General features: G+C 46.4%; 18 protein-coding genes. 11 read left to right on the top strand and 7 right to left on the bottom strand.

Annotated features, from left to right (window positions below; all coding sequences use genetic code 11):
* Positions 1-166 precede the first annotated feature (166 nt).
* Positions 167-736: a hypothetical protein gene (locus tag QUA23_RS26390; protein WP_333078778.1), complete on the top strand. Its 570-nt coding sequence runs from the start codon at positions 167-169 to the stop codon at positions 734-736.
* A gap of 91 nt (positions 737-827) precedes the next feature.
* On the opposite strand, the gene QUA23_RS26385 is transcribed toward QUA23_RS26390, so the two are convergent.
* Positions 828-1,382 (bottom strand): GNAT family N-acetyltransferase, encoded by a 555-nt coding sequence (locus QUA23_RS26385; RefSeq protein ID WP_333078777.1) that lies wholly within the window; start codon positions 1,380-1,382, stop codon positions 828-830.
* A 280-nt stretch (positions 1,383-1,662) separates the two neighbouring features.
* Here QUA23_RS26385 and ilvA point away from each other — a divergent pair, with 280 nt between their 5' ends.
* Positions 1,663-3,195 carry a threonine ammonia-lyase, biosynthetic gene (gene ilvA / locus QUA23_RS26380; protein WP_333078795.1) on the top strand — a complete coding sequence of 511 codons (1,533 nt, stop codon included), beginning with the start codon at positions 1,663-1,665 and terminating at the stop codon, positions 3,193-3,195.
* A gap of 124 nt (positions 3,196-3,319) precedes the next feature.
* Here ilvA and QUA23_RS26375 read toward each other — a convergent pair whose 3' ends face one another.
* Both QUA23_RS26375 and QUA23_RS26370 read right to left on the bottom strand, forming a co-directional pair.
* Positions 3,320-4,171 (bottom strand): DUF6920 family protein, encoded by an 852-nt coding sequence (locus QUA23_RS26375; protein WP_333078776.1) that lies wholly within the window; start codon positions 4,169-4,171, stop codon positions 3,320-3,322.
* Between the two features lie 48 nt (positions 4,172-4,219).
* Entirely contained in the window at positions 4,220-4,594 is a 375-nt protein-coding gene (locus QUA23_RS26370; RefSeq protein ID WP_333078775.1) for a DUF1257 domain-containing protein, read from the bottom strand.
* A 252-nt stretch (positions 4,595-4,846) separates the two neighbouring features.
* Between QUA23_RS26370 and QUA23_RS26365 the strand changes: the two genes are divergently transcribed.
* The 3 genes from QUA23_RS26365 to QUA23_RS26355 all read left to right on the top strand — a co-directional run bounded on the left by QUA23_RS26365 (position 4,847) and on the right by QUA23_RS26355 (position 10,619).
* Positions 4,847-6,037: a WD40 repeat domain-containing protein gene (locus QUA23_RS26365; protein WP_333078774.1), complete on the top strand. Its 1,191-nt coding sequence runs from the start codon at positions 4,847-4,849 to the stop codon at positions 6,035-6,037.
* A gap of 512 nt (positions 6,038-6,549) precedes the next feature.
* Positions 6,550-8,922: a PAS domain S-box protein gene (locus QUA23_RS26360; RefSeq protein WP_333078773.1), complete on the top strand. Its 2,373-nt coding sequence runs from the start codon at positions 6,550-6,552 to the stop codon at positions 8,920-8,922.
* On the top strand, positions 8,922-10,619 hold the full coding sequence (locus QUA23_RS26355) for an EAL domain-containing protein (protein WP_333078772.1): 1,698 nt from the start codon (positions 8,922-8,924) through the stop codon (positions 10,617-10,619). The genes QUA23_RS26360 and QUA23_RS26355 overlap by 1 nt, the downstream gene beginning before the upstream one ends.
* Positions 10,620-10,841: 222 nt before the next feature.
* Here the strand turns inward: QUA23_RS26355 and QUA23_RS26350 are convergent, their stop codons facing one another.
* Positions 10,842-12,167: a J domain-containing protein gene (locus QUA23_RS26350; protein WP_333078771.1), complete on the bottom strand. Its 1,326-nt coding sequence runs from the start codon at positions 12,165-12,167 to the stop codon at positions 10,842-10,844.
* A 200-nt stretch (positions 12,168-12,367) separates the two neighbouring features.
* Here QUA23_RS26350 and polA point away from each other — a divergent pair, with 200 nt between their 5' ends.
* The 4 genes from polA to QUA23_RS26330 all read left to right on the top strand — a co-directional run bounded on the left by polA (position 12,368) and on the right by QUA23_RS26330 (position 19,272).
* Complete coding sequence (gene polA / locus QUA23_RS26345; RefSeq protein ID WP_333078770.1) at positions 12,368-15,439, top strand: DNA polymerase I; 3,072 nt, start codon at positions 12,368-12,370, stop codon at positions 15,437-15,439.
* Positions 15,440-15,451: 12 nt separating this feature from the next.
* Positions 15,452-16,024: a thermonuclease family protein gene (locus QUA23_RS26340; protein WP_333078769.1), complete on the top strand. Its 573-nt coding sequence runs from the start codon at positions 15,452-15,454 to the stop codon at positions 16,022-16,024.
* Between the two features lie 553 nt (positions 16,025-16,577).
* Entirely contained in the window at positions 16,578-17,099 is a 522-nt protein-coding gene (locus QUA23_RS26335) for a hypothetical protein (protein ID WP_333078768.1), read from the top strand.
* A 457-nt stretch (positions 17,100-17,556) separates the two neighbouring features.
* Entirely contained in the window at positions 17,557-19,272 is a 1,716-nt protein-coding gene (locus tag QUA23_RS26330; RefSeq protein ID WP_333078767.1) for a HAMP domain-containing sensor histidine kinase, read from the top strand.
* A 281-nt stretch (positions 19,273-19,553) separates the two neighbouring features.
* On the opposite strand, the gene QUA23_RS26325 is transcribed toward QUA23_RS26330, so the two are convergent.
* Complete coding sequence (locus tag QUA23_RS26325; protein ID WP_333078766.1) at positions 19,554-20,246, bottom strand: DUF2259 domain-containing protein; 693 nt, start codon at positions 20,244-20,246, stop codon at positions 19,554-19,556.
* Between the two features lie 248 nt (positions 20,247-20,494).
* Between QUA23_RS26325 and QUA23_RS26320 the strand changes: the two genes are divergently transcribed.
* The gene (locus QUA23_RS26320) at positions 20,495-20,650 is read left to right on the top strand and encodes a hypothetical protein (RefSeq protein WP_333078765.1); all 156 of its coding nucleotides are present in this window, start codon (positions 20,495-20,497) and stop codon (positions 20,648-20,650) included.
* Between the two features lie 5 nt (positions 20,651-20,655).
* Positions 20,656-23,271 (top strand): ATP-dependent chaperone ClpB, encoded by a 2,616-nt coding sequence (gene clpB / locus QUA23_RS26315; protein WP_333078764.1) that lies wholly within the window; start codon positions 20,656-20,658, stop codon positions 23,269-23,271.
* Between the two features lie 117 nt (positions 23,272-23,388).
* Here clpB and QUA23_RS26310 read toward each other — a convergent pair whose 3' ends face one another.
* A complete protein-coding gene (locus QUA23_RS26310) occupies positions 23,389-23,565 on the bottom strand; it encodes a ribbon-helix-helix domain-containing protein (protein WP_096829277.1) in 177 nt (58 codons plus the stop codon).
* A 54-nt stretch (positions 23,566-23,619) separates the two neighbouring features.
* Positions 23,620-23,796, bottom strand: a complete 177-nt coding sequence (locus tag QUA23_RS26305) for a ribbon-helix-helix domain-containing protein (protein ID WP_333078763.1) — start codon at positions 23,794-23,796, stop codon at positions 23,620-23,622.
* Between the last annotated feature and the right edge of the window lie 222 nt (positions 23,797-24,018).

The raw sequence follows: 24,018 nt of genomic DNA, 5'->3' as shown, positions 1-24,018 counted from the left end.
ATTCTTTTTTACCCCAGAGGCACAGAGAACACAGAGGAATAGATAAGAGAGAAATTCATAATTTTTGTAAGGATTGTTATATTTGAGCAAACGGCGAGCCAAATAGAGTTAAAATGTGTTTGCCAGGTCTAAAACTACACATTAGCAGCACTTTGGTGTTCTGTTTATGTCTAAGCGCAAAAAGCAAGAATGGCTCAAGGAAACTCTAGAACTCAAAGAAGACCACAATTGGAAGTCAAAGCCTGGAACTCGAATTTTTGTAGCAGGAAGAGGTGCAGTCCGCTTTGATGTCCCGGAAGATTGGCATTTTGAACCGGATACTAATTCGTTCAGGTTTACGGATAAAAAGCCGCCGGATGATGATTGTCGTTTGGAGGTTTCGTTTAATTTGCTACCACCTAATAACTGGGCCGATTTTCCGCTGGTGCCGCTATTACAGAAGGTGGTTGAAGATGATACCAGGAATCCGATCGCTTTTGGGGAAATTATCCAATTGAAGCGGCAAACGGCCCGCGTTGTTTGGACTGAATTTAAGTTTATCGACCCTCCAGAACAGCGGGAAGCTTATTCGCGAATCTGTATTGGATTGGGTTCTAATGTTCAGTGTTTGATTACTTTTGATTACTGGGTTGACGATGCTGAACGTTTGACTCCTGTCTGGGATACGGTGATGGATTCGTTAGTTCTGGGTTTGTTTATTAGCGACCCTCGAACGGGGTTCGCACGTCCCGACTAGACCGATTTTCTGGGAAACTTTCAACAACTAATTTTGCTAAGTGTTGGATTGGCAAGCTACCGGCCAGTAAATTTAGAACCTACATTAAACTTTACAACTGCTTTGCCATGAAAATATCTGGCTTGCCAATTCCGTTGGCGTCGGGCATCACTCCCACGATCGCAAAACCCATTTTTTGATAAAATTCGTAGGGATGACCGCGCAAATTTCTAATTTTGGCGACGTGTTCCCAAACGTTAGGATAAAGATTGATGCCTGAAAGAGTGGTTTGATTGTCTTGGTCGTCGGTACCCACCCACAGCACGATCCCTCCCCGGTTTTTAGCTTCTGCTGCTAAATCAGCTACGAGCGATCGACCAATTCCTTGTCCGCGAAATTCTGTTCTCACTACCAGCGGGTGCAGTTCCCAAACATTACCGTCATACTGTTTAATCCCGCCAATCCATCCCAAAACTTGATTGCTGTCGGCGACAGCAATTCGACTGATGCGATCGGCTGCCAAAGATTCTTGCACTTCTTGCAAAGCAGATTTTATATCTGGCCAAGCATCGGGCCAATGCTCTTTAAAACCTTCAACTATTAATCTAGCTACCTGTTGAATTTTTGGCTCGTCAACCGCACGCAAATCTGTAATTTGTACGTTCATGAATTTACATACTAAATCAAGGATTACGGACTAATACGCTCACAAACCGGATTTTATAACCGGGGTAAACGGCAAAAACGAATTATTATTCATAGTCTTCAGGCTCCTTACGTTCCCAAAGCGAAAAGTTATTATTGAAAAATTGCGTGAAGCGAAGCTATCCCGCAGGGAATCGCCCGTTAGCGTTAGCGAAGCGATCCGAAGGAAAGCCCTCGAAGAGGAGCGCCAATTCCCCGCAAAATACTAACACAAGTGCCGTACAATTATCCCACCATCCGGCATCAACCAACCTGCTAACCCCATGCTTTGCGATTACCTGGTACAAATCCTCACCGCCCGCGTCTACGATGTTGCTCAAGAAACAGCCCTAGAATCCGCCCCAAATCTATCAGCACGGCTCAACAATAAACTTTTGCTGAAGCGAGAGGATATGCAGTCGGTGTTTTCCTTCAAACTGCGGGGTGCGTACAACAAAATGGCGCAACTGTCGCCGGATTTGCTAGCACAAGGTGTCATTGCAGCTTCCGCAGGCAACCACGCTCAAGGAGTCGCCCTCGCCGCCCGCCACCTGGGAACTCGCGCGATCATAGTCATGCCCGTAACGACGCCGCAGGTGAAGGTAAATGCGGTGATAGCCCGTGGTGGAGAGGTAGTCTTGCATGGGGATGCTTACGATGATGCTTACGCTTTTGCGCGTCAATTAGAGGCGGAAAAAGGTATGACTTTTATTCACCCTTTTGATGACCCCTACGTGATTGCTGGACAGGGTACGATCGGCATGGAAATTCTGCGGCAACATCAAAAACCAATTCACGCGATTTTTGTGGCAATTGGTGGCGGTGGATTGATTTCGGGAATTGCGGCCTATGTCAAGCGGTTGCGGCCGGAAATTAAAATTATTGGCGTCGAACCGGTGGATTCCGATGCCATGAATCAATCGCTGAAAGCCGGTAAACGGGTGCGTTTGTCGCAGGTGGGTTTATTTGCTGACGGCGTTGCTGTGCGGGAAGTGGGGGAGGAAACTTTTCGCTTGTGTCAAGAGTATGTGGATGAGATTATTTTGGTTGATACGGATGATGTTTGCGCGGCGATTAAGGATGTTTTTGAAGATACGCGATCGATCTTAGAACCTGCTGGCGCTTTGGCGATCGCAGGTGCGAAAGCTTACGTCGAACGGGAACAAATCGCAGGAGAAACATTAATTGCTGTTGCTTGCGGCGCGAACATGAATTTCGATCGGCTGCGTTTTGTAGCAGAAAGAGCCGAGTTTGGCGAACGCCGCGAAGCCATTTTTGCAGTCACAATTCCCGAACAACCGGGAAGTCTCCGCAGGTTTTGCGAATGTCTGGGCAAACGGAATTTAACTGAATTTAGCTATCGAATTGCGGATGAGAAAGAGGCACATATTTTTATCGGCGTGCAAATTCAAAACCGTGCCGATGCGGTGAAGATAGCGGCAAGTTTTGAAGACTGTGGCTTCAAAACTCTGGATTTAACTGATGATGAATTAACGAAATTGCACGTGCGGCATATGGTGGGCGGGCGTTCGATGCTGGCCGACCATGAATTGTTTTATCGCTTTGAATTTCCCGAACGTCCGGGTGCGTTGATGAAGTTTGTCGGTTCGATGAGCCCTAACTGGAATATCAGCGTTTTTCACTATCGAAATAATGGCGCAGATTACGGGCGAATTGTGGTGGGAATTCAAGTACCGCCCGATGAGATGCAGGAATGGCAGGCTTTTTTGGATACGCTAGGCTATCAGTATGGGGATGAGAGTCAGAATCCGGCGTATAAATTGTTTTTGAGGTAGGGTTTTTGGGGGAAAGTTACCCTCTTTATGAAGGAGGCGGTTGAAACCGGGGCTACCACGGCGGGATTGCCCCTACAAAGGAGAAAATCTCAGACTCAGACGCACCCTACAACACAAACTAGAATCATCGTGCAAACTCATAGGCAACATTCGTGATGCGGCCGCGCCAGTAGGGCAATAGCGAGCCATCAGGCAGTTGCCACGCCACCTCACCGGAGAGCGGAATCCGCATACCCTCTAGCAATTCGTAGTCCCAGAAGCGGCCAATCCAGGGCGCAAACACCAGCCGCCCGTTAACTGTACGGGCGCGGGCCTCGGCGCGGACAGTGGCGATTAGCCCTGCTTCATCAAAGCGGAAATCCAGGGAAACAGCGGTGTCGCCATCCTGTAGCGTTGCTCTGGCCGAAGAATTGTCGATCGCCTCCCAGCGAACACCCTGACTCGGCAGCAGTCTCGTCGGATACCAAGCCGCCTCCGCGAAAAAGCGCATCAGTTCCCCTTGTGCCGCTTCTGGAGTGCCGCGGATATCCGCCAGAGTCACCAGGCCCAGCAGCGCCGCATGGAGGATGCCTTCGCCAGAAATGTAGGAATCGTGAACAAACGCATTGATACCGGGCATCATGGCAATTCGCCCGTCCCAGTCAAAGCCAGGACGCTGAGTAATTACCAGTTGAGTTGAGTTGAAAGCGCTCCATTTTTCTGCGGTTTCGCTCATGTTAAATGTGCCTTCGTGGGAAACCCGCGCTGCTGCAATTAGCGGTTGTCCATCTTCGATCACCGCGCGAAAGTAGCGCTGCACTGGCTGGGGTAAATCGGCGATTTCCCGCGCATCAAATGTCAGAGGTTTAATCGGCAAGCGTGCAGCTTCCAGATTGGCTCGCAGTTCCTTGGTACCCAGATGCCAGAGGTATGCTCCAAGGGCGATCGCGCCAACAATGCCAACTACAAGCGCCAGGATAATTAGTACGCTCGCCACATGGTGATTCCTCTTGATACCTAAAAACGAGTTAATCAAGCGCGAGTCTTAAACCCATCTACCCACTACAACTCTCAGCGTTCCATCTGCCAAAGTTTCCTCTTCTTCAACATTAAAACCCTCTGACTGCACCGCCGCCATCAAACTTTTGCGCGCGTATTTTTGACTAATTGAATTGATAAATTCCTGCTGATTAATTCTAGCGCCCCAAAAATCCGCCACCAATTCGTAATCCTCTCCAGTGCGGCGAAAACCCAAATCGTAACCATTGGATTGCCGAATCACGTACTCGGCATTAGTTTTGTCACCCCGATAACCCCGTACCTGCACATTGGACTCTACTTGATAACCCAACTCTTCCAACACTTGATGCAGCAGTTCCCCGTTCTTGATCTGAACCTTGATAGTTGTGAAGTGTGACATATCACTTTCGGATTTTTGTGTAAAACGCTGATTTGATTATAATACTATAAACTGCCACAGTCAATAAGTTAGAACTTGTGCTCTTAAACCAGGTTTTAGCGTCAGCGAAAGCAGCCAGGTTACTAGCCCCCGGATTCATAATTTCAGAAATTAAAAACATAGTATCCGATAACAATTTACCAGATTCATCCGTGAGTTCGCTTTCTTCAATCCTCCAATTCTTCAAATCTAAAATCTAAAATCTAAAATCGTATGATTGCCGACAATCCTAACCAACCCAGAGAATATGATGCTGTCCTCGGCGGTCAAAGTCAAATCCCGATCGCCGGCGCTGTTTTGGGAGGCATCGCGGGGGTCAAGCAGCGCTTCAACAGTCCTAGTATCGAGTCGCGGATTGCCGCCGTTAAAGATGCTCCTAAATACGGAGGCGCTGGTTTAAATTTAGCAATTGAGGCGCTGCTTGACCCCGCACCAGAAGTGCAGCGAGTTGCTTATTTAATTTTGCGTCCAAGGACAGAACCTTTAGTCAGCCAAGCTTTAAAAGAATTCATCCCTTACAAGCTTTTTGACTGCATCCGCACTGTGAAAACAGGAACAAATGTTGCGATTAGTCCCGGAGGTGATCGTACGGCGAGTTTGCATGGGAAAATAATTAGAATTTGCGATGTAGATACAGGAGAAATACTCTATACTGTTGACAAGTATCCCCGCGCTCAAGAAACTTTTGTGCTTTGCCAAGAAAGTGAAGTGTTTGTGAGGAGCAGAAATACTCCGAAACACCGCGCGATCGAAATTTGGCAGGGAGGAGAATTGCAGCATACTTCCCTCGGACATGAAGCGGAAATTAGCGCAATTGTAGTCAGTCCCGACAGTCAAGTTATCGCCAGCGGTTCGGCAGATACTACTATCAAAATTTGGAATTTAGAGACGGGAAAGTTAATCTGTACTTTTGGCAATCTTTTAACTTGGGGAGCTCATAAAGCAGGAATTGTTAGTCTTGCTTTTAGCCCGATCGCACAAACTCTCGCTAGCAGCAGTTCTGATGGTACAATTAAGCTGTGGAACCTCCGCAGCAGAGAGTGTTCCCAAACAATTAAGGGTTATGCGAATTGTCTGGCTTTGAGCCCAGACGGGCAGACTTTGGCTACTGGCGGCTGGGACAGAAACATTCAACTGCGACAGCTATCGAATCCAGATAGTTCAATCACATTGGCAGGGCATTTTAACTCGATAAATGCGATCGCCTTTACTCCCGACGGAGGCACTGTTGTCAGTGCTAGTGCCGATGGTAATATCAAATTTTGGAATGCCAGTACCGGCGAAAATATTCACACTCTCAGCGGACATCAAAACTCTGTTACTTGTCTTACTTTTAGCAGCAATGGTGAAACTATTATCAGCGGCAGTATAGACAAAACTGTAAAAATTTGGGGAGTTAATTGAAGAAAGAAGGAAGTTCGGCAACGGATTCTGTAACGGATGTAGCGGATGGAAGAAATAGAGAATAGGGAAGAGGGAATAGGGCAGAAGGCAGAAAGAAGAAGGAATCGACCTCATGATTTTCACAAATTAAGTACCTCCTAACCATTTAGGCGCTGGCTATATTTACAAATTCCCGATTCCCTCTTCCTCGCTGCGTGAATCTACGCAAACAAATATAATAAATTTACAATCCAAGTTCTTGTGCAAGCCGAGTATTGCGGAACTTCTTTTTGCACTACTACAAATAGTCACCGTAAAAATACCGACTGGCAGGCATTATTCAGCTTATTATCAATTTGTGAACTGTCGCCGAAAAGCCTGAGTGAGCCGCATTTTCTGAATCCTTTAAAGTACCTTTAATATTATCGCATCTTGGTCGGATGAGTATTACTGCTAATTGTAATATTTGACTTAAAAAGTTTATGCTTAAAAGATAGGCTAGGGTTAAATATACAGTGCGCCCTAGAGTAACCATGTCACACTGCAACCAATCCATCTGTCGTTCCCGCAATCTCGCAGAAATGTGCGATACTGCTGCGAGTTGGCAGCAAAAAGCCGATCGGCTAACGGTAGAATTAAACACCACCCAAGATCGGCTTCACGCAGAAATCGATCGGCTCAAACAAGCCAACGAAACCCTTCACGCCGCTGTCAGTTGTGCCCCAATTTTCCTGTGGGCAACAGACAGAGAAGGCAAGTTGACCCTTGCAGCAGGAAAAGGATTAGAAAAATTGGGACTCAAACCAAGTGCAACAGTCGGGCTTTCGATTTTTGAAGTTTACAGCAGCCAGCCAGATATCTTAGAAAATATTGCCGAGGTATTAGCAGGAAACGATCGTACTTGGAACATCCGAGAGAGGCATTTTATTCACGAAATTCGATCGGCAGCGCTGCGAGATGGAAACGGCGAAGTTGTCGGGGCAGTGGGTGTTTCTACTGAAATTACCGAGCGCGAGCAATTGATCGCAACTCTGGAGACGGCAAATGAAGAATTAGAAGAGAGACTTCAGCAGCAGACGAAATTCTTCAATGCAGCACTTGCCGAAAGCGAAAAAAAGTACCGCAACCTCGTAGAAACCTCCCAAGAATTGATTTGGTCGATCGATATTGAAGGCCTCTTGACTTTTGTCAATTCTGCCGCCAAACGCATCTACGGTTACGAACCGCCAGAAATGATCGGACGCCGCTTCACCGATTTTTTAGTTCCTGAGCAAGAAAGTAGACCAAGAGAAATATTTGCCCAACTTTTAGCGAGAACCAAACTTCAGCCACAAACCGCTAATTCTCCTTACGAAACAGTACACATTCGTAAAGACGGTACTCCCGTCCACCTGCGCGTCAACAGCATCGTCAACCAAGCTGAAAACGGCGCAATTTTAGGCTTGTGCGGAACGGCGACAGATATTAGCGATCGCAAGCGATCGGAACAAGCACTCCAAGAAGCTACAGACCAACTTCGCGCCGTTTTGGATGCCGTACCGGGACTGATTTCTTGGATCAGTTCAGATTTGCGGTATATTGGAGTCAACCAGCACTTAGCAACCTCATTCAACCTGTCTCCTGAAAGCTTTGTGGGTCAAGAAATAAACTTTCTCGAGAAAGGCTCGACTTTTGGAGAACTGATCCGAAATTTTTTTGAGAGTTCATCTCAGCAAACCTGGCAAGAAATAGACATTGAAATTAACGGTTTCGTCCGCAACTATTTGATAGTAGCTCAGAAATATCATCATGGAACTGCTGCGGTTTCCGTAGGAATAGACATTACCGACCGCAAGCGTGCAGAAGCTCTAAAAAACCAATTGATATGCTCGCTGCAAGAATCAGAACACAAATTTCGTAGCCTTTATGAAGCCACCAGCGACGCAGTAATGTTGCTTGACGAAAAGGAGTTTTTTGACTGCAACCCCGCTACCTTAAAAATATTTGGCTGTAGCAACACAAAAGAATTTTACGGCAAGAGATTGAGCGACTTTTCCCCACAATTTCAGCCTAGCGGACAAGACTCATCCAATCTAGCAATACAGAGAATATCGGCAGCACTGCAAACAGGTAGCTGTCGCTTTGACTGGGTACACAAACGACTCGACGGTTCAGAATTTTCCGCAGAAGTTCTGTTAAACGCAATGGAAATTAACGGACAAAAATTTCTCCAAGCTGTAGTACGCGACATTACAGAGCGCAAACGGGATGAGGATCAAATCAAAGCCTCCCTCGCCGAAAAAGAAGTCCTTCTCCAAGAAATTCACCACCGCGTCAAAAACAACCTCCAAGTTATTTCTAGCCTGCTGAAACTTCAGTCTCGCTACATTCAAGACAGCCGCGTTAGTGAAATGTTAAAAGAAAGTCAAAACCGAGTCAGATCAATGGCTCTGGTTCACGAACAATTATATCACTCCAAAGACTGGTCAAACATTGATTTTGCTGAATATATCCAAAATCTCGCACACAATTTATTCCAAGCTTATGAAATTCATGCAGAAGGCGTTAAGTTGCAAACAAATATTGCGCCGTGTTCTCTTAATATTGATACGGCAGTTCCTTGCGGGTTAATTATCAACGAGCTTGTGACAAATGCTCTCAAATATGCTTTTAAAGGACAAATTAAAGGTAAAATTAACATAGATTTCACTTTGGAAAAAAATCGACTTTGCGTGCTAACCGTGAGCGACAGCGGAATTGGTTTTCCTCAAGACTTAGATTATCGAAAAGCCCGAACGTTGGGTTTGCGACTCGTCGGGTCTTTAGTCAAGCAAATCCGGGGGGGAATAGAACTGTTAGAAACTGCTGGCACAACTTTTAGAATAACCTTTTGTCAACCTAAATTGCACTCTGAGGGAAAAAATTAGTGTCTAACAAAAAAATTCTGATAGTTGAAGACGAGAGCATCATTGCGGAAGACATTTCCGACAGTTTGATATCTCTAGGATATAGAATAACTGGCATGGTCTATTCGGGAGAAGAAGCGATTGAATCGGCAGCCAAGTTGCGCCCGGATTTAGTTTTAATGGATCTTAACCTGCAAGGAGAAATCGACGGCATTACAGCAGCAGAAGAAATTCGCTTGCGCTTTCAAATTCCCGTAGTTTATCTGACAGCTTATGCCGATGAAACTACTTTGCGACGAGTTAATAGTACAAAACCGTTCGGCTATATTGTCAAGCCATTTGAAGAAAAAAACTTGCACACAACTATTCAACTGGCACTCTACCGACATCAGTATGACAGCTTGACGAACCTGCCGAATCGTTCATTTTTGCGAGAAAAGTTAAGTCGAGTATTAGATGGTCAAAAAGAATTGTCAGGATTCGTTCCAGTTGTCACGCTTAGCTTAGATAAAATCAACCGCATTAACAGTACCTGGGGACACGATATCGGCGACTCAGTGCTTTGCACGATCGCCCAGCGGCTAAATAACTGCATGGAACACATTAATATTGTTGCTCGTTTGGAAGCGGCAGAATTCGCGCTGATTCTTAAACCAGTTGCAGAAAAACAGGATGTGGTAAAGATTGCTCAAAACATTTTAGATCTTGTATCCCAAGGTATGATTCTCAAAGATTGTGAAGTGTATGTCACTGCTAGTATGGGTATCTGCTTGTATCCCGGTGACGGCATCGACGGAGATGAAATGCTGAAAAATGCTTATATAGCAATGTATCAATCTCAGCAGAAAGGTGGCAATACTTATCATTTTTATACGGCAAAGAATGCTAATTTTTTTATCAATACACTTCTTCAAGAAACTTGTTTGCGCCAGGCTTTAAAAAGCTCAGAGTTTGAAATTTACTATCAGCCACAAATAGAAATTAAAACAGGCAAAATGATTGGGGCTGAAGCTTTGGTGCGCTGGAATCATCCAGAACGGGGGCGAGTTTCCCCTGGGGAATTTATTCCAATGGCTGAAGAAATGGGCTTGATTGCACCGTTGGGCGAATGGGTATTAGAGACTGTTTGCAGGCAAACTAAAAGATGGCAAAGAGCAGGTTTGCCACTCCTGCGAGTGTCAGTTAACGTATCAGCCCGTCAATTCGAGCGAAAAAATTTCACGGAAAGAGTCAGGGAGATATTAACAGAAACCGATCTGGATCCCAAGTGTTTGGAATTAGAACTGACGGAAAGTCTGGTTTTGCAAGACGAAATTGCAGCAGCTAAAGCTTTTACGGTGTGGAAAAATCAGGGGATTAGGATAGCAATTGATGATTTTGGAACTGGATATTCTTCTTTGAGTTATCCCAAACTCTTTCCGTTTGATGCGATCAAAATAGACAAGAGTTTTATTCGCGATATTGCAGACGATCGCCAAAATGCAGCGATAACAATAGCGATTATTCAAATGGCACACTGCATGAACATGACGGTGGTTGCTGAGGGGGTAGAAAATAAGCAAGAACTTGATTTTTTGTGCGAACACGAATGCGACGAAATTCAAGGCTATATTTTCAGTCAGGCTTTGCCAAGGGCTGAGTTTGAAGCGCTACTGAAAAGCGATAAGTCCTGGGATTTATGCTGGAGGAAGCAGGAAGTTCGGCAACGGATTCGCTAGGGGAAGAAGGAAGAGGGAAGAAGGAAGAGGGAAGAGGGAAGTTCGGCAACGGATTCTGTAACGGATGTAACGGATGTCAGGAAGAAGGAAGAGGGAAGGGTGTCAGCAATTAATAACATCCTCATTGTCTTAGTTGTTGCTAGACAAGAGAATAATGGGGAAGTGGTAGTTGGTAATTGGTAATTGGTAATTTTGCCTAAAGACTAATGACTGATGACTAATTTAAAAGATACGATCACCCAACCAACTTCCCAGCCACAGCCCGAAACCCGAAGTAGCCACCAACAGGATAACCGTGTAAAGCCCGCTGCTAGTGTGGATCAACCTTTCTGCGGCTACCATCCGCGCCACAACTCCAGCAATAATGCCGATCGCAGCCCAAGCCCCATAAACACTTTTAGACCCGGCGATAGCGAAAGCTTGGACGATCGCCCCCGATCCCGCCCCAGCCAAAGCCCCCGCCCACGCCCCAATCCCCAGCCCGATCGCACCAGAGAGCCCGACGGGGCCGCCAGAATTGACGCCTACTTCCGTCGCCAGCCCGCACATCAAGCCGACCATCGCCCAACACGCGGCCGTCACCAACGCCTTGACCCAATTCCCAGAATCCGTTCCCGCCAGCAATCCCACCACTGTCACTACTCCCGCCACAGCCAAAACTGCAGCCACGGCCCGCGACTCGGCCTCAGAACTGGCGATCGCCCCCAAACCAGCTCCAACGGCGCCCCAAGCCGCCCCTGTTACCCTTCCTCCCGCCTGAAAACCGGCGATCGACCCCCCCACCGCCCCAGCCAAAACTAAGGCCGCCAGCCACACTCTAGGCGTTGCTGAACCCTCCGCCAGCAAAATCGCGGCCCACAGCCAATCGGCACCGCAGATTAAAGCCCACATCCACAGCGGGGCGGCTGATACAGTCAAAATCCACCCGGTCAAAGCGTAACTCGCTACAGCGATTGCCAGCGGCCACCAAGGGAAGCTTGAATAGTGTTGAGATGGCCGCACTTCCCTCGGCGCGCTTCGCGGTTTTGAGTATTGAGTTGAAAATTCTGTTTTCCTTTTCGAGGTAAGCTTTCGATAGTTTAGAGATGGCCGTGCTTCCCTCGCAACGATTCGCCCTGGTTGCTTTGTGCCCCGCCGCGCTTGGCGATTGTGAGTGGTAAGTCGTTTCTTGCTTGAAGAGTTTTTTTGAGTGAGAAATTTTTTGGAGGCGGCTTTTGGGCGGGTTTGACGGCGCTGGGAACCAGGCCTGGCGGCTGATTTTCCAGAACGCCTTCTCAGCGGCTTTTCCAGCGCAGGGGGCGATGGCTGCTGAAACTGTTTTTCGATCGACCTCGATGATTCAGGCTGACTCAGGAACAACACCAACTGCTGGTAAGCTTCATTAATTTCTGTTAATCGTTGTTGAGCTTTTTGTTGCAGGCGGTCGTTGTTGGCAAACCGATCGGGATGCCACACAAACGCTAAATCCCTGTAAGCGCGCTTAATGTCTTCTAAGGAAGTTCCCGGCTCAATTTCGAGGATTTCGTAGCATCGATTAATGTCAGCCATAGGCTTCGGGCAGGTGTTTGTAAATTCGCGTGAAGCGAAGCTATCCCGTAGGGAATCATACTTACCATCTTCTACTATTCTCAGCCAAGCTGCACAGTAAGCCGAGATCCGCTCAAGTGTCAAGCGTCCTCAAGTCTGCGGGCCATCCTTCCGGTCGATCAATGCCGACTGACAACTGAGTACAATGAGAAAATCCTTTCGTGCGATCGGTATTTGTGTCTGTGTCGGAAAATCAAGCTCCCACCTTCATCCTAGTTGACGGCCACTCCCTGGCCTTTCGCTCCTACTTCGCCTTTGCCAAAAGTCGAGACGGAGGCTTGCGAACTACGACGGGCATTCCCACCAGCGTCTGTTTTGGCTTTCTCAAGTCGCTGCTGGAAGTAATGGCGGCCCACGACCCCCAGTACATGGCGATCGCCTTTGACCTCGCCACACCCACATTTCGCCACGAAGCAGACGACACCTACAAAGCCGGTCGAGCCGAAACACCGGAAGATTTTAAGCCGGATATCAAAAACCTGCAAGAACTCCTCACCTATTTGAATTTACCTGCCATAACTGCTCCCGGTTTTGAGGCAGACGATGTTTTGGGAACTTTGGCAAACAAAGCCAGCGCGGCCGGTTATCACGTCAAAATCCTCACGGGCGACCGAGATTTGTTTCAATTAGTAGAAACCGACAAACAAATCAGCGTATTATATTTGAGTACCGATGAACTCAGGCGATCGGGCAAAGGCAAATCCCAAGAATACGGCCCGGAAGAAGTCAAAGCCAAACTCGGTATTTTGCCCGAACAAGTAGTAGATTACAAAGCTTTGTGCGGCGACAAATCCGACAACATCCCCGGAGTTAAAGGCATCGGCGACAAAACCGCACTGCAATTGCTGGAAGCTTACAATTCCCTCGATGGAATTTATGCTGCTATAGATGAAATTAAAGGCGCCACTAAGAAAAAGCTAGAAGAAGGCAAAGAAGCTGCTTATCATTCTCAACGCATGGCGACAATTGTCCAAGACGTGCCCTTGGAAGTAGATTTAGAAAATTGCCAGCTCAAAGGTTTTGATGAAGCAGCCTTGATCCAGATGCTGGAAAAGTTGGAATTTAAAACATTTTTAGGGAAAGTAAAACAAATTCAAAAACGGTTCGGCGGTGTAGAAGAACCATTGGCAAAGGGCGGGCAAGATGCCCACCCCACAATCAATTCAATGGACAGTGGAATAGGCAAGATGCCTGTTGCTGACAGTGGAACAGGCATCTTGCCTGTTGCCAACGGCGGGCAAGATGCCCACTCCACAATAGATAAGCCACCGGCAACTTCTGAAAGTTCGGAAGACGACGACTTGTCGTTTTTTAGTCCTGCAGAAACCCTAGCCGCCCAGCAAGCAAACAAATTACCCATTAAACCCAGAATTATTCAAACAACCGAACAGTTAAACGAATTAGTCGAACTGCTGCAAACCTTCACTGACAAAGCCTCACCCGTGGCGTGGGATACCGAAACCACCGCCATCGAACCGCGAGACGCCGAATTAGTCGGAATTGGCTGCTGTTGGGGAAAAGCCGAAGAGGATGTTGCTTACATTCCCACGGGACATAAAACGGGCAAAAACTTAGACAAAGCCACAGTTTTAAATGCTTTGCGTCCGATTTTGGAAAGCGAGAATTATCCGAAGGCGCTGCAAAATGCTAAGTTCGATCGATCGATCCTGCGCTGTCAGGGAATCAAACTAGCCGGAGTCGTCTTCGACACCATGCTAGCCAGTTACGTACTCAATCCCGAAACCACCCACAGCCTCAGCGAATTGTCAAGGAAATACTTAGGCATTGTCGCCAAAAGTTACAATGAATTAGTACCCAAAAACAAAACAATTGCTGACATCAGTATTCCGGCGGTAGCCGACTACTGCGGCATGGATGTTCATACAACATTTCAGTTAGTAGGTAAACTGAGAACTGAATTAGATAAAGCTGATGAACATAACTTTCCCGATAAGTCTTTGCACAAGTTGCTGCTGGAAGTAGAACAGCCCCTCGAACCAGTTTTAGCTGAAATGGAATACTGCGGAATTCGCATTGATTCAGCTTACCTGCAAGAACTATCGCAACAGCTAGAAAAGAGCTTAAAAGAAATAGAAGAAAAGACTTATCAAGCAGCGGGGAGAAAGTTTAATTTAGGTTCCCCGAAACAACTCAGCGAAATCTTGTTAGAAAAAATCCCGGATGAGTTTCAGAAAAAGTCTCGCAAAACGAAGACGGGATACTCTACAGACGCCACTGTATTGGATAAACTGCAAGGAGACCACCCGATTGTAGACGATTTATTAGAACACCGAACATTATCCAAATTGAAATCAACTTATGTCGATGCTTTGCCGCAGTTAGTCCGTGCGGAGACCGGGCGAGTGCATACAGATTTCAACCAAACTGCAACGGGTACGGGAAGGCTTTCTTCTTCTAATCCAAATTTACAAAATATTCCCATCCGTACCGAGTTTTCGCGGCAAATTCGCAAGGCATTTTTGCCGGAAGAAGGTTGGCTGATGGTGTCGGCTGACTATTCTCAAATAGAACTGCGAATTTTGGCTCACTTGAGTCAAGAACCTGTGTTAATAGAAGCTTACCAAAATAACCGAGATGTGCATACAGTAACGGCTCAACTGCTGTTTGAAAAAGAGGAAGTAACGCCGGACGAAAGACGGTTTGGCAAAACTATTAATTTTGGGGTAATTTACGGTATGGGGGCGATCAAGTTTGGTCGTTCGATGGGCAAAACTTCAGCAGACGGTAAAAAGTTTATTGAACGATTTAACCAGCGTTACAGTAAAGTTTTTGAATATTTGGAGAAAGTAAAAAAAGAGGCGATCGCCCTCGGATACGTTACCACAATACTCGGCCGCCGCCGCTATTTAAAATTCGAGAGCGAAAGCCTCCTGGACTTAAAAGGCCGCAATCCCCAAGACATTCACTCCGATAGACTTAAATCTGTCAGCAGAGATGACGCCCAATCTTTGCGTGCCGCAGCCAACGCTCCCATTCAAGGCTCTAGTGCTGATATCATTAAACTTGCCATGATTGAAGTACACAAAATTTTGCAAAACTATCAGGCGCGGCTGCTGTTGCAAGTTCACGACGAATTAATATTTGAAGTACCTCCCGATGAATGGGAAGAATTGCAGCCGAAAATTAGAACTGCGATGCAAAATGCTCTGCCACTTAGCGTACCGCTAATAGTTGACATCCACGCTGGTCAAAATTGGATGGAAACTAAATAAAAACACAGAAATATGAGCCAAACTAAAATCACCATTTTCCCAACAATAAAAACCTTAAGTGCAGTTGCTCTGCTATTGCTACTATTCGGGTGTCCACAAAAGTTAGCGCCCAACAACTATGCTGTCAAGCGAGTCAGCGACGGCGACACCCTTGTCGCCAGCGATAGCGCCGGAAAAGATATCAAAGTGCGTTTTGCCTGTGTAGATGCACCGGAAGTCGCGCACACAAATGCTGAGAAAAATAGCAAAGCATCAGCACTAAAAAATCAATTTAAGTGGGGAAATTTAGCGCACCAAAGAATGCAGCAGCTCGTCAAACAAGGGGGGGGTCGCGTTGTCTTGACCGTTACCGATACTGACCGCTACGGCCGCAAAGTTAGCGAAGTTCGTTTGCCAAACGGCACATTTGCCCAAGAAGTTTTGACCCGCGAAGGATTAGCAATGGTTTACCGTCCTTACTTGAAAAACTGTCCCAGTGCCAGTGTTCTGGAACAAGCGGAAGCCGAAGCTAAGAAAAATCGTCGTGGCGTTTGGGGAGATTCCAAGTTTGTTCCTGCCTGGAAATTTCGGAACAGTGATAAATGATGGGAAGAAGGAAGTTAGGCAATGGATTGTAGAAGGGATTTAACGGATTTAACGGAGAGATTTTGAGTAGGGACAGGGCAATGCCGTGTCCTTACAGTTCGCTTTGACTTTTAATAATTGGTATAAGATTGAGGATGGTAGCAAGACTTTTTTAATTTTGTATTATGTTATCGCCATGGAATCTGGGAACCTGTATCAGAGATTTACAGTCTTGGACAGATTCAGGTCTTGTTAAACCCGGTCTGTACTATAAATCGTAGGTTGAGCTGCGAGGCACCCGCCCAGAAACGGGGTTTCTAGATACCGATGCCGATCGCCCTAATTTAGTACAATACAATCAGGACGGGGTTCTGCTCCTACAGTCCGCAATCTGTAGAGTTTCGGCGATAGCTGACGCCAGATTCATCTAAAACCAGACATGAGTTCGATCGCACTTTTCTCCGACCTGTTTTTTCGGAAAAGTCAACAAATGTGATAGGCTCCAGATAAACTAATAGACTGCTGACAAAATCGGTCTATTGCAATCACCCAAAATTAACTTTAAGGGACATCAATGAATTTCAAACATCTGGTTATTTCCGGCCTTGCGCTGATCCTCGGTACTGCAATTGTAGGAAATGCGATTGCTCAAGAACTGACCGACAACCAAAAAACGGTTATTTGTCGCTTGAAAACAGAAGTTGACCAGCGGAAAGGCAACGGTCAAAAATTAGTATTTGTGCCGTTGCTGGGCCAAGTTCGCAAGCAAGTTTCATCTCCTTTTAGAGCGACGTTGCATCCTAATGTGGAGTATGTTTTTGTTGCCACTTGCGACGGAAATTGTCAGGATTTAAACTTATCTCTCAAGGATGAAAGCGGTCAGGAAATCGCTGTGAGTCAAAAAACAGGCGAACTGGCGTCAATCTCTTTTACTCCCCCATCCCAAGGTCAATATCAAATCACTGCTAAGCCAGGGGAATGCACGACGGCAGAGGGTTGCAGTTATGGCCTGGGAATCTTCGTTCCAGCAAGTGCAAACGTACCTAATGCTTCCAAAATTCCTGCTGAGATAGCACAATTTCGACTTTGCCAGTAGGAGAACAGCGATAGAGTTATGGGTTGCGAGTAGAGTAGAGTTTTCAATCAGAAATCTAACTCATAACTTGCAACTTATAACTCGCGACTTATATCGCAACCACCAAAACGGTGAGGATGTTCTTAATTACTGAAACCATGCCTTTGACTCGTTCTTCCTTCTTGCTTTTTTTTACTCTGAGCGAGTTGCACTACCCTTTGACTTCGCTCAGGAACCGCGACTTGCCTGCTCGCATCGCTGAAGGGAAGAAAGCTGAATGCAGCCTAAGATCCTTCTTCCTTCTGCTATAATTTTTTACGCATAACTGCTGCAAACTGTCAAGCCGATCGAGCTGTGGAACCCTGCAAAGACCCTACAACTACCGAAACCTAGTCCGAAGCCAGAACTTTATTTACCCTCCGGCAGGCATCAATTAGAATATAGATGGTGCCTCTCAAAGGTGACGAGTACATTGCCCATGTCTTTAACCTTAGCTTTGAAAAATCAACTGCATAACCGTCCTCAAATAGGGTTGAAAAGTCTGTTGGGCCGCTTAGGTATCAGGCAGAAAATCGGCTGCGGATACGCCTTGGTCATTGGTATTGCCGTTTTGGGTGCTGTGGCGGGACGGGGAGTAGAATCCTATCACAAACAGCAAGTTAGAGAAAAACTAGCGATCGACCGAGATAAAGCGGAAATCCTGACAAACCTCAATAACACGGTGCAGGAAGTCAGAATTCAGCAGCAAGAGCTGGCGAGTCTGACGGCCAAACCGCAAATTTTCGATCGCCGACGCTCGGAATTCCTGACTCGCGTTGCTCAGATGAGCGGCATCCTCGAACAACTGCAAACCCCGTCGCAGACGAAGAATCCCGAGATTGCCAAAGACTACCAACAGCTTCAACAGTTCGCTCAAGTCAACGGCAAAACCGTAGAATCATACTTTCAACAAGTACAAAAATTGTTGGCTACTGCGAAATTATCTGCTTTGAATCCGAAGCAGCAGCAGGCATTGGGGCAGAACTTGAACAATTTTGTGGCGGGCGAAACTGCTTTGAAACTCAAACAGTTTTCCGAAGATTCAGCCCAAATGGCCGGCAACTTTCGCGATAAAGCAGATGAGGCATTTAGAACCTACGAGGAAGCCGAAAAACTTGGAACTCTGATTCTGGTTTGCTCTCTAGCAGTATCCGCTGGTCTGGCAGCCGTACTTGCAGCATACACCAGCCGGGCGATCGCCCGCCCCTTAGAAGCCACCACCCTCATCGCCCAGCGAGTTACCGAAGAATCAAACTTTGATTTGCAAGTACCCGTCACTACTTCCGACGAAGTGGGAATGCTGGCAGTTTCGCTCAACGAACTCATTCAGCGCGTAGCAGAATATACAGAAGACTTGCACGAAGCAAAAGTAGCAGCCGAAGCTGCCAACCGCTCGAAAAGTGCATTTCTCGCCAACATGAGCCACGAACTCCGCACCCCCCTCAATGCCATCATCAACTACAGCGAAATGCTGCAAGAAGATGCTCAAGATTCCGGTTCCGAAGATTTTCTCCCCGACTTAGAAAAAATTCAAACCGCAGGCAAACACCTGTTGGATATGATTAGCGACATCCTCGATATTTCCAAAATAGAAGCCGGTCACGTCACCCTTTATTTGGAAAACTTCGACGTGGCAACGATGATTGAAGAAGTGATGACTACTGCTCAACCGCTAGTAGAAAAAAAAGGTAATGCTTTAGCACTGAAAACAAAAGGCGAACTCGGCACAATGTACGCCGACCAACCGAAAGTACGGCAAATTCTCCTCAATTTGCTCAGCAATGCTGCCAAATTTACCGAAAAAGGCGTCATTACTATCGGCGTCGAAAGAATGAAAATTGAAAAATCACGACCGACGAAACCAAATAAAAATAATGATTTTCAATCGGGTTCAAACTATACTTCTCAAGTTTTAATGTTTCGAGTCAGCGACACCGGCATCGGCATGACGGACGAGCAATTAGAGCAGATATTTAAACCTTTTACTCAAGCTGATGCCTCGACTACCCGCAAGTACGGAGGCACGGGTTTGGGATTGACAATTAGCCAGCGTTTGTGTCAAATTCTCGGCGGCGAAATTAGCGTCGAAAGCGAAGACGGTAAAGGTTCAACTTTTATTGTCAGTCTCCCGGAACGGGTGGTAATGCAGGCATGAAGTCAGGCAAGATATGAATTTTGACAGGGATACACGGATTAAGGATTGAGCATTCGTCAATAGTCAGGAGGCAGATGTTCAAGGAAAAAGAAAGAGGGAGGAAGGAAGAGGGAAATTTTAAAATGTATTGATATAGCAATTATCAAAATAAAGAATAATTAACAACCCGATCGCGACTAACGCATAGACTCTATCTGTAGGTGGGCCGCGTGTACCTTACATATAGGGGTTCTGCGTAAGTTTTGATAATTCCCAGGTCAAAACCTGGGAATATAGCAAGCCTACAGAACAAAGCCTTGTACAACAGTAGTTTTCAAGACTCCTTCAAAAGTGCGTTCTGTCTTGTCCAACAGGACAACGACATTGCGCCCGTTCGGAGACAAACGAACTTCTCTGATTGAATAAGAGAACACCCAATCTTGAAAATTGTTCAGGTTTCCGAGGACACGCTGCCGACCGTTATGATTAATTACAAGACGCATTGCCGCGCTTTCTTTGCCAGCCGAAGCATTTTTTTGCCGCTGTTCCAGGCGAATTTGTAAAAGCTTTGCTGTATTGACTTTGACGGCGACTGTCTCGCTTCCATTGGCTCCGGGAGTACGAGAAATAATGTTGAGTTTAGTTCCAGCTTGAGGAGGAGTTAACTTCAAAGTTTGCCGGTTATTCCAACTTTTTTGAAGCAAGTCATCTTCTGCCATTTTAGTGCTTTTATTCGAGTCTGGCTCGCCATATTTAGTTTGGATACACCCATTTTTGATGCAGGAATTTGCAGCAACTTGGACAATTTGCAATTTTGCTTTGGGAATTCCCGCTCCAGTATCTCTGGAACTTTCTAAATACAAGTAGTAATTGCTGTCGGCGGAAAAACCAGACATCCGGTGTGCGGCACGCCAGGTATTTGCCAAAGCTTCAGGGGCTACTGCGATCGCGGCACTTGCTATAATACCTAGCGAAATTAAAGGTAAAATTTTCATAGCTATATTTTCCAGGTGTGAGAGTTATAGCGGCTGTTATTGATGAGTAAAACAATAACGCTTTGGGTTTAGCTATAGGACTGTGACGCTTCTCAAGTCCTCTCTCCTATTTACATGAGTGTTTCTCCATTTTCCGCAGCAGGAGACTGTTTAAGAATATGCCGTTTTTTCAAGTGGCACTAGAAAGCATTTTTAAGGTGAGAGTTGCTTTTATCGAAGAGTGCAACTTTTAGGGCGACAGTTTGCTTTTGGCTGCCAGAAACTGCGACAAAGGACGGAAATACCTATCTACAGATAGGGGAACACCGATCCGCTTGCCCTCCGTAACTCCCTACAATGACAATTGTACGGGCGATCGAGCAATTGCCTCTACAGCAGCCATCATTTTTAATGCAGGGAATTAAAATTTATGCAACCGAATAATCCAAACCAATTTACCGAAAAAGCCTGGGAAGCCCTCGCCCGCACCCCCGAAATCGTCAAAGCAGCCCAGCAGCAGCAGCTAGAAAGCGAACACTTAATGAAAGCTTTGCTGGAACAAGAATCAGGGCTTGCTAGCAGCTTATTTAACAAAGCGGGAGTTTCTGTAGCAAAATTGCGCGATCGCACTGATGAGTTTATCAGTCGTCAGCCGAAAATTACTGGAAGCGGCGGCAACGTTTATCTAGGTCGTTCTCTCGACACTTTGCTCGATCGCGCCGAAACTTATCGTAAAGAGTACGGCGATGAATTTATTTCGATCGAGCATTTGATACTAGGTTACGTTAAGGACGATCGTTTCGGCAAAAATCTGCTGCAAGAATTTAAACTAGATGAAGCCAAGCTCAAAGATATCATTACCCAAGTCCGAGGGAAGAACAAAGTGACCGATCAAAATCCAGAAGGCAAATACGAAGCGCTGGAAAAATACGGCCGAGATTTGACAGAAGCCGCGCGTCAAGGCAAACTCGATCCGGTAATCGGACGGGATGACGAAATCCGCCGCACGATTCAAATTTTGAGCCGTCGCACCAAAAATAATCCGGTATTGATTGGGGAACCGGGAGTCGGCAAAACTGCGATCGCCGAAGGACTCGCCCAGCGAATTATCACCGGAGATGTGCCGCAATCTCTCAAAGACAGACAATTAATTAGCTTAGATATGGGCGCCTTAATTGCCGGCGCAAAATTCCGGGGAGAATTTGAAGAACGCTTGAAAGCGGTGCTCAAAGAAGTTACCGACAGCAACGGCAAAGTCATATTATTTATCGATGAAATTCACACCGTTGTCGGTGCTGGCGCAACTCAAGGCTCGATGGATGCGGGCAACTTGCTCAAACCCATGTTAGCGAGGGGAGAATTGCGCTGTATCGGCGCTACAACTCTCGACGAATACCGCAAGTATCTCGAAAAAGATGCGGCACTAGAACGCCGTTTTCAACAAGTTTATGTTGACCAACCTACAGTTGAAGATACTGTCTCGATTTTGCGGGGCTTGAAAGAACGGTACGAAGTTCACCACGGCGTTAAAATTTCTGACAGCGCCCTAGTGGCGGCGGCTACTTTGTCTACTCGATATATTAGCGATCGCTTCCTTCCAGACAAAGCCATTGACTTAGTGGACGAAGCAGCGGCTAAACTCAAAATGGAGATTACCTCCAAGCCGGAAGAACTAGACGAAATTGACCGCAGGATTTTGCAGCTAGAAATGGAAAGACTGTCGCTGCAAAAAGAAAGCAATGCGGCTTCGATAGAACGCTTGGAAAGACTGGAAAAAGACTTAGCAAACCTCAAGGAACAGCAAAGCGCTTTGAATGCCCAGTGGCAATCGGAAAAAGGTGTCATCGGCAGCATTCAAAAGATTAAAGAACAGATTGATAAGGTGAATATTGAAATTCAGCAAGCTGAATTAAAATATGACCTTAACCGTGCTGCTGAGTTGAAATATAGCAAGTTAACCGAATTGCAAAAACAACTGCAAGAAGCTGAATCTCAACTGTCAGCAACTCAAACCACAGGTAAAACTTTGCTGCGAGAAGAAGTCACAGAAGGTGACATTGCCGAGATTATTTCCAAGTGGACGGGAATTCCGATTAGCAAGTTGGTTGAATCGGAAATGCAGAAACTTCTGCACTTGGAAGATGAACTGCACAAGCGGGTAATCGGACAGGATGAAGCGGTGACGGCGGTTGCAGATGCAATTCAGCGATCGCGCGCAGGTTTAGCCGATCCCAATCGTCCGGTTGCGAGTTTTATCTTCCTCGGCCCCACGGGTGTTGGTAAAACTGAGTTGGCGAAAGCATTAGCGGCTTATCTGTTCGACACGGAAGAAGCGATCGTCCGAATTGATATGTCGGAATACATGGAAAAACACGCGGTTTCGCGGTTAATTGGTGCGCCTCCGGGATACGTTGGCTACGATGAAGGCGGACAATTAACTGAGGCTGTGCGCCGCCGTCCTTACTCGGTGATTCTATTCGATGAAATCGAGAAAGCGCACCCGGATGTATTCAACATCATGCTGCAAATTCTGGATGACGGCCGCGTTACCGATGCTCAAGGTCACACGGTAGACTTTAAGAATTCTGTGATTATTATGACATCGAATGTCGGCTCTCAATACATCTTAGATGTGGCCGGAGATAACGAACAAATGCGGAGTCGGGTGATGGAAGCGATGCGGGGAACTTTCCGCCCGGAATTCTTGAACCGGATTGATGAGATGATTATCTTCCACGGTTTGAGTAAGACGGAACTGCGGCAGATTGTGCTGCTGCAAGTGAAGCGGTTGGAAAAACGGTTAGCCGATCGCAAAATGTCTCTGAAATTGTCGGAATCTGCGATCGACTTCTTAGCAGAAATTGGTTACGATCCGGTTTACGGTGCGCGGCCATTGAAGCGGGGAATTCAACGCGAGTTGGAAACGCAAATGGCGAAGGGTATTTTGCGGGGAGATTTTGCTGACGGCGATACCATTTTTGTGGATATCGAGAATGAAAGGTTGGCGTTTAAGCGGCTGCCGGCTCAGTTGGTGACTGCGAAATAATTTGAGTAGGGTGGGCTGCGGCCCACCTTATTTTTTTGAGGCGATGGTTCTTTTTTTGACCGCAGATGTAGGCGGATGGACGCGGATGGACGCGGATAGGATTGCGGGCGATCGTTCTTAAGGGCGATCGCTTTCTGATTTATCTTTTTTCTGTTCTTGGCGTTCTCTAACAGATTTAGTCAGCAGGTACGTTGCCAAACTGCTAACGGATCTGCTGTCTTCTTCTGCCCATTCTTCCAGAGCTTTTTGAATTTCCTCTGGTAGGTATGCGGTAACTCGTCCCCGTGAAGCCATTTCGTTGTACTGCAAAACATTTCAACACAGTCCATCTTACGCCGTGGCTATCGCTTAAGGGCGATCGGTTTCTGATTTATCTTTTTTCTGCTCTTGGCGATCTCTGACTGCTTTAGCTGCCACATGGGAGAGAAGGTTTGCGAGGGTTCTATCTTCTTCTTCGGCCCATTCGGACAAGGCTTGATGAACGTCTTCTGGCAGTGTAACTGTGACTCGCATTCGTGAAGGCATAGGTGGGCATGGTTTTACTTCAATTGTCTTCAATCTTACACTCCAACACCCTTTGATCTCTTTTTGTGTCATTTGATGTCAATGACATCAATTTATGCTATTAGTGTATATAAGGCTCAAGCCCTAACAAGTCAAAAGCCAGCCCCTTATACCAATTTCATAAAATAGTGCTACAATTAGTAGGTATCGTTTTTGTGAGCTAGTTCCCAAATATAAAGAAGA

Origin of the sequence: Microcoleus sp. Pol1C5 (assembly GCF_036701115.1) — a bacterium.
Taxonomy (GTDB): Bacteria; Cyanobacteriota; Cyanobacteriia; order Cyanobacteriales; family Microcoleaceae; genus Microcoleus.
This window is presented reverse-complemented; position numbering and strand designations above follow the sequence as displayed.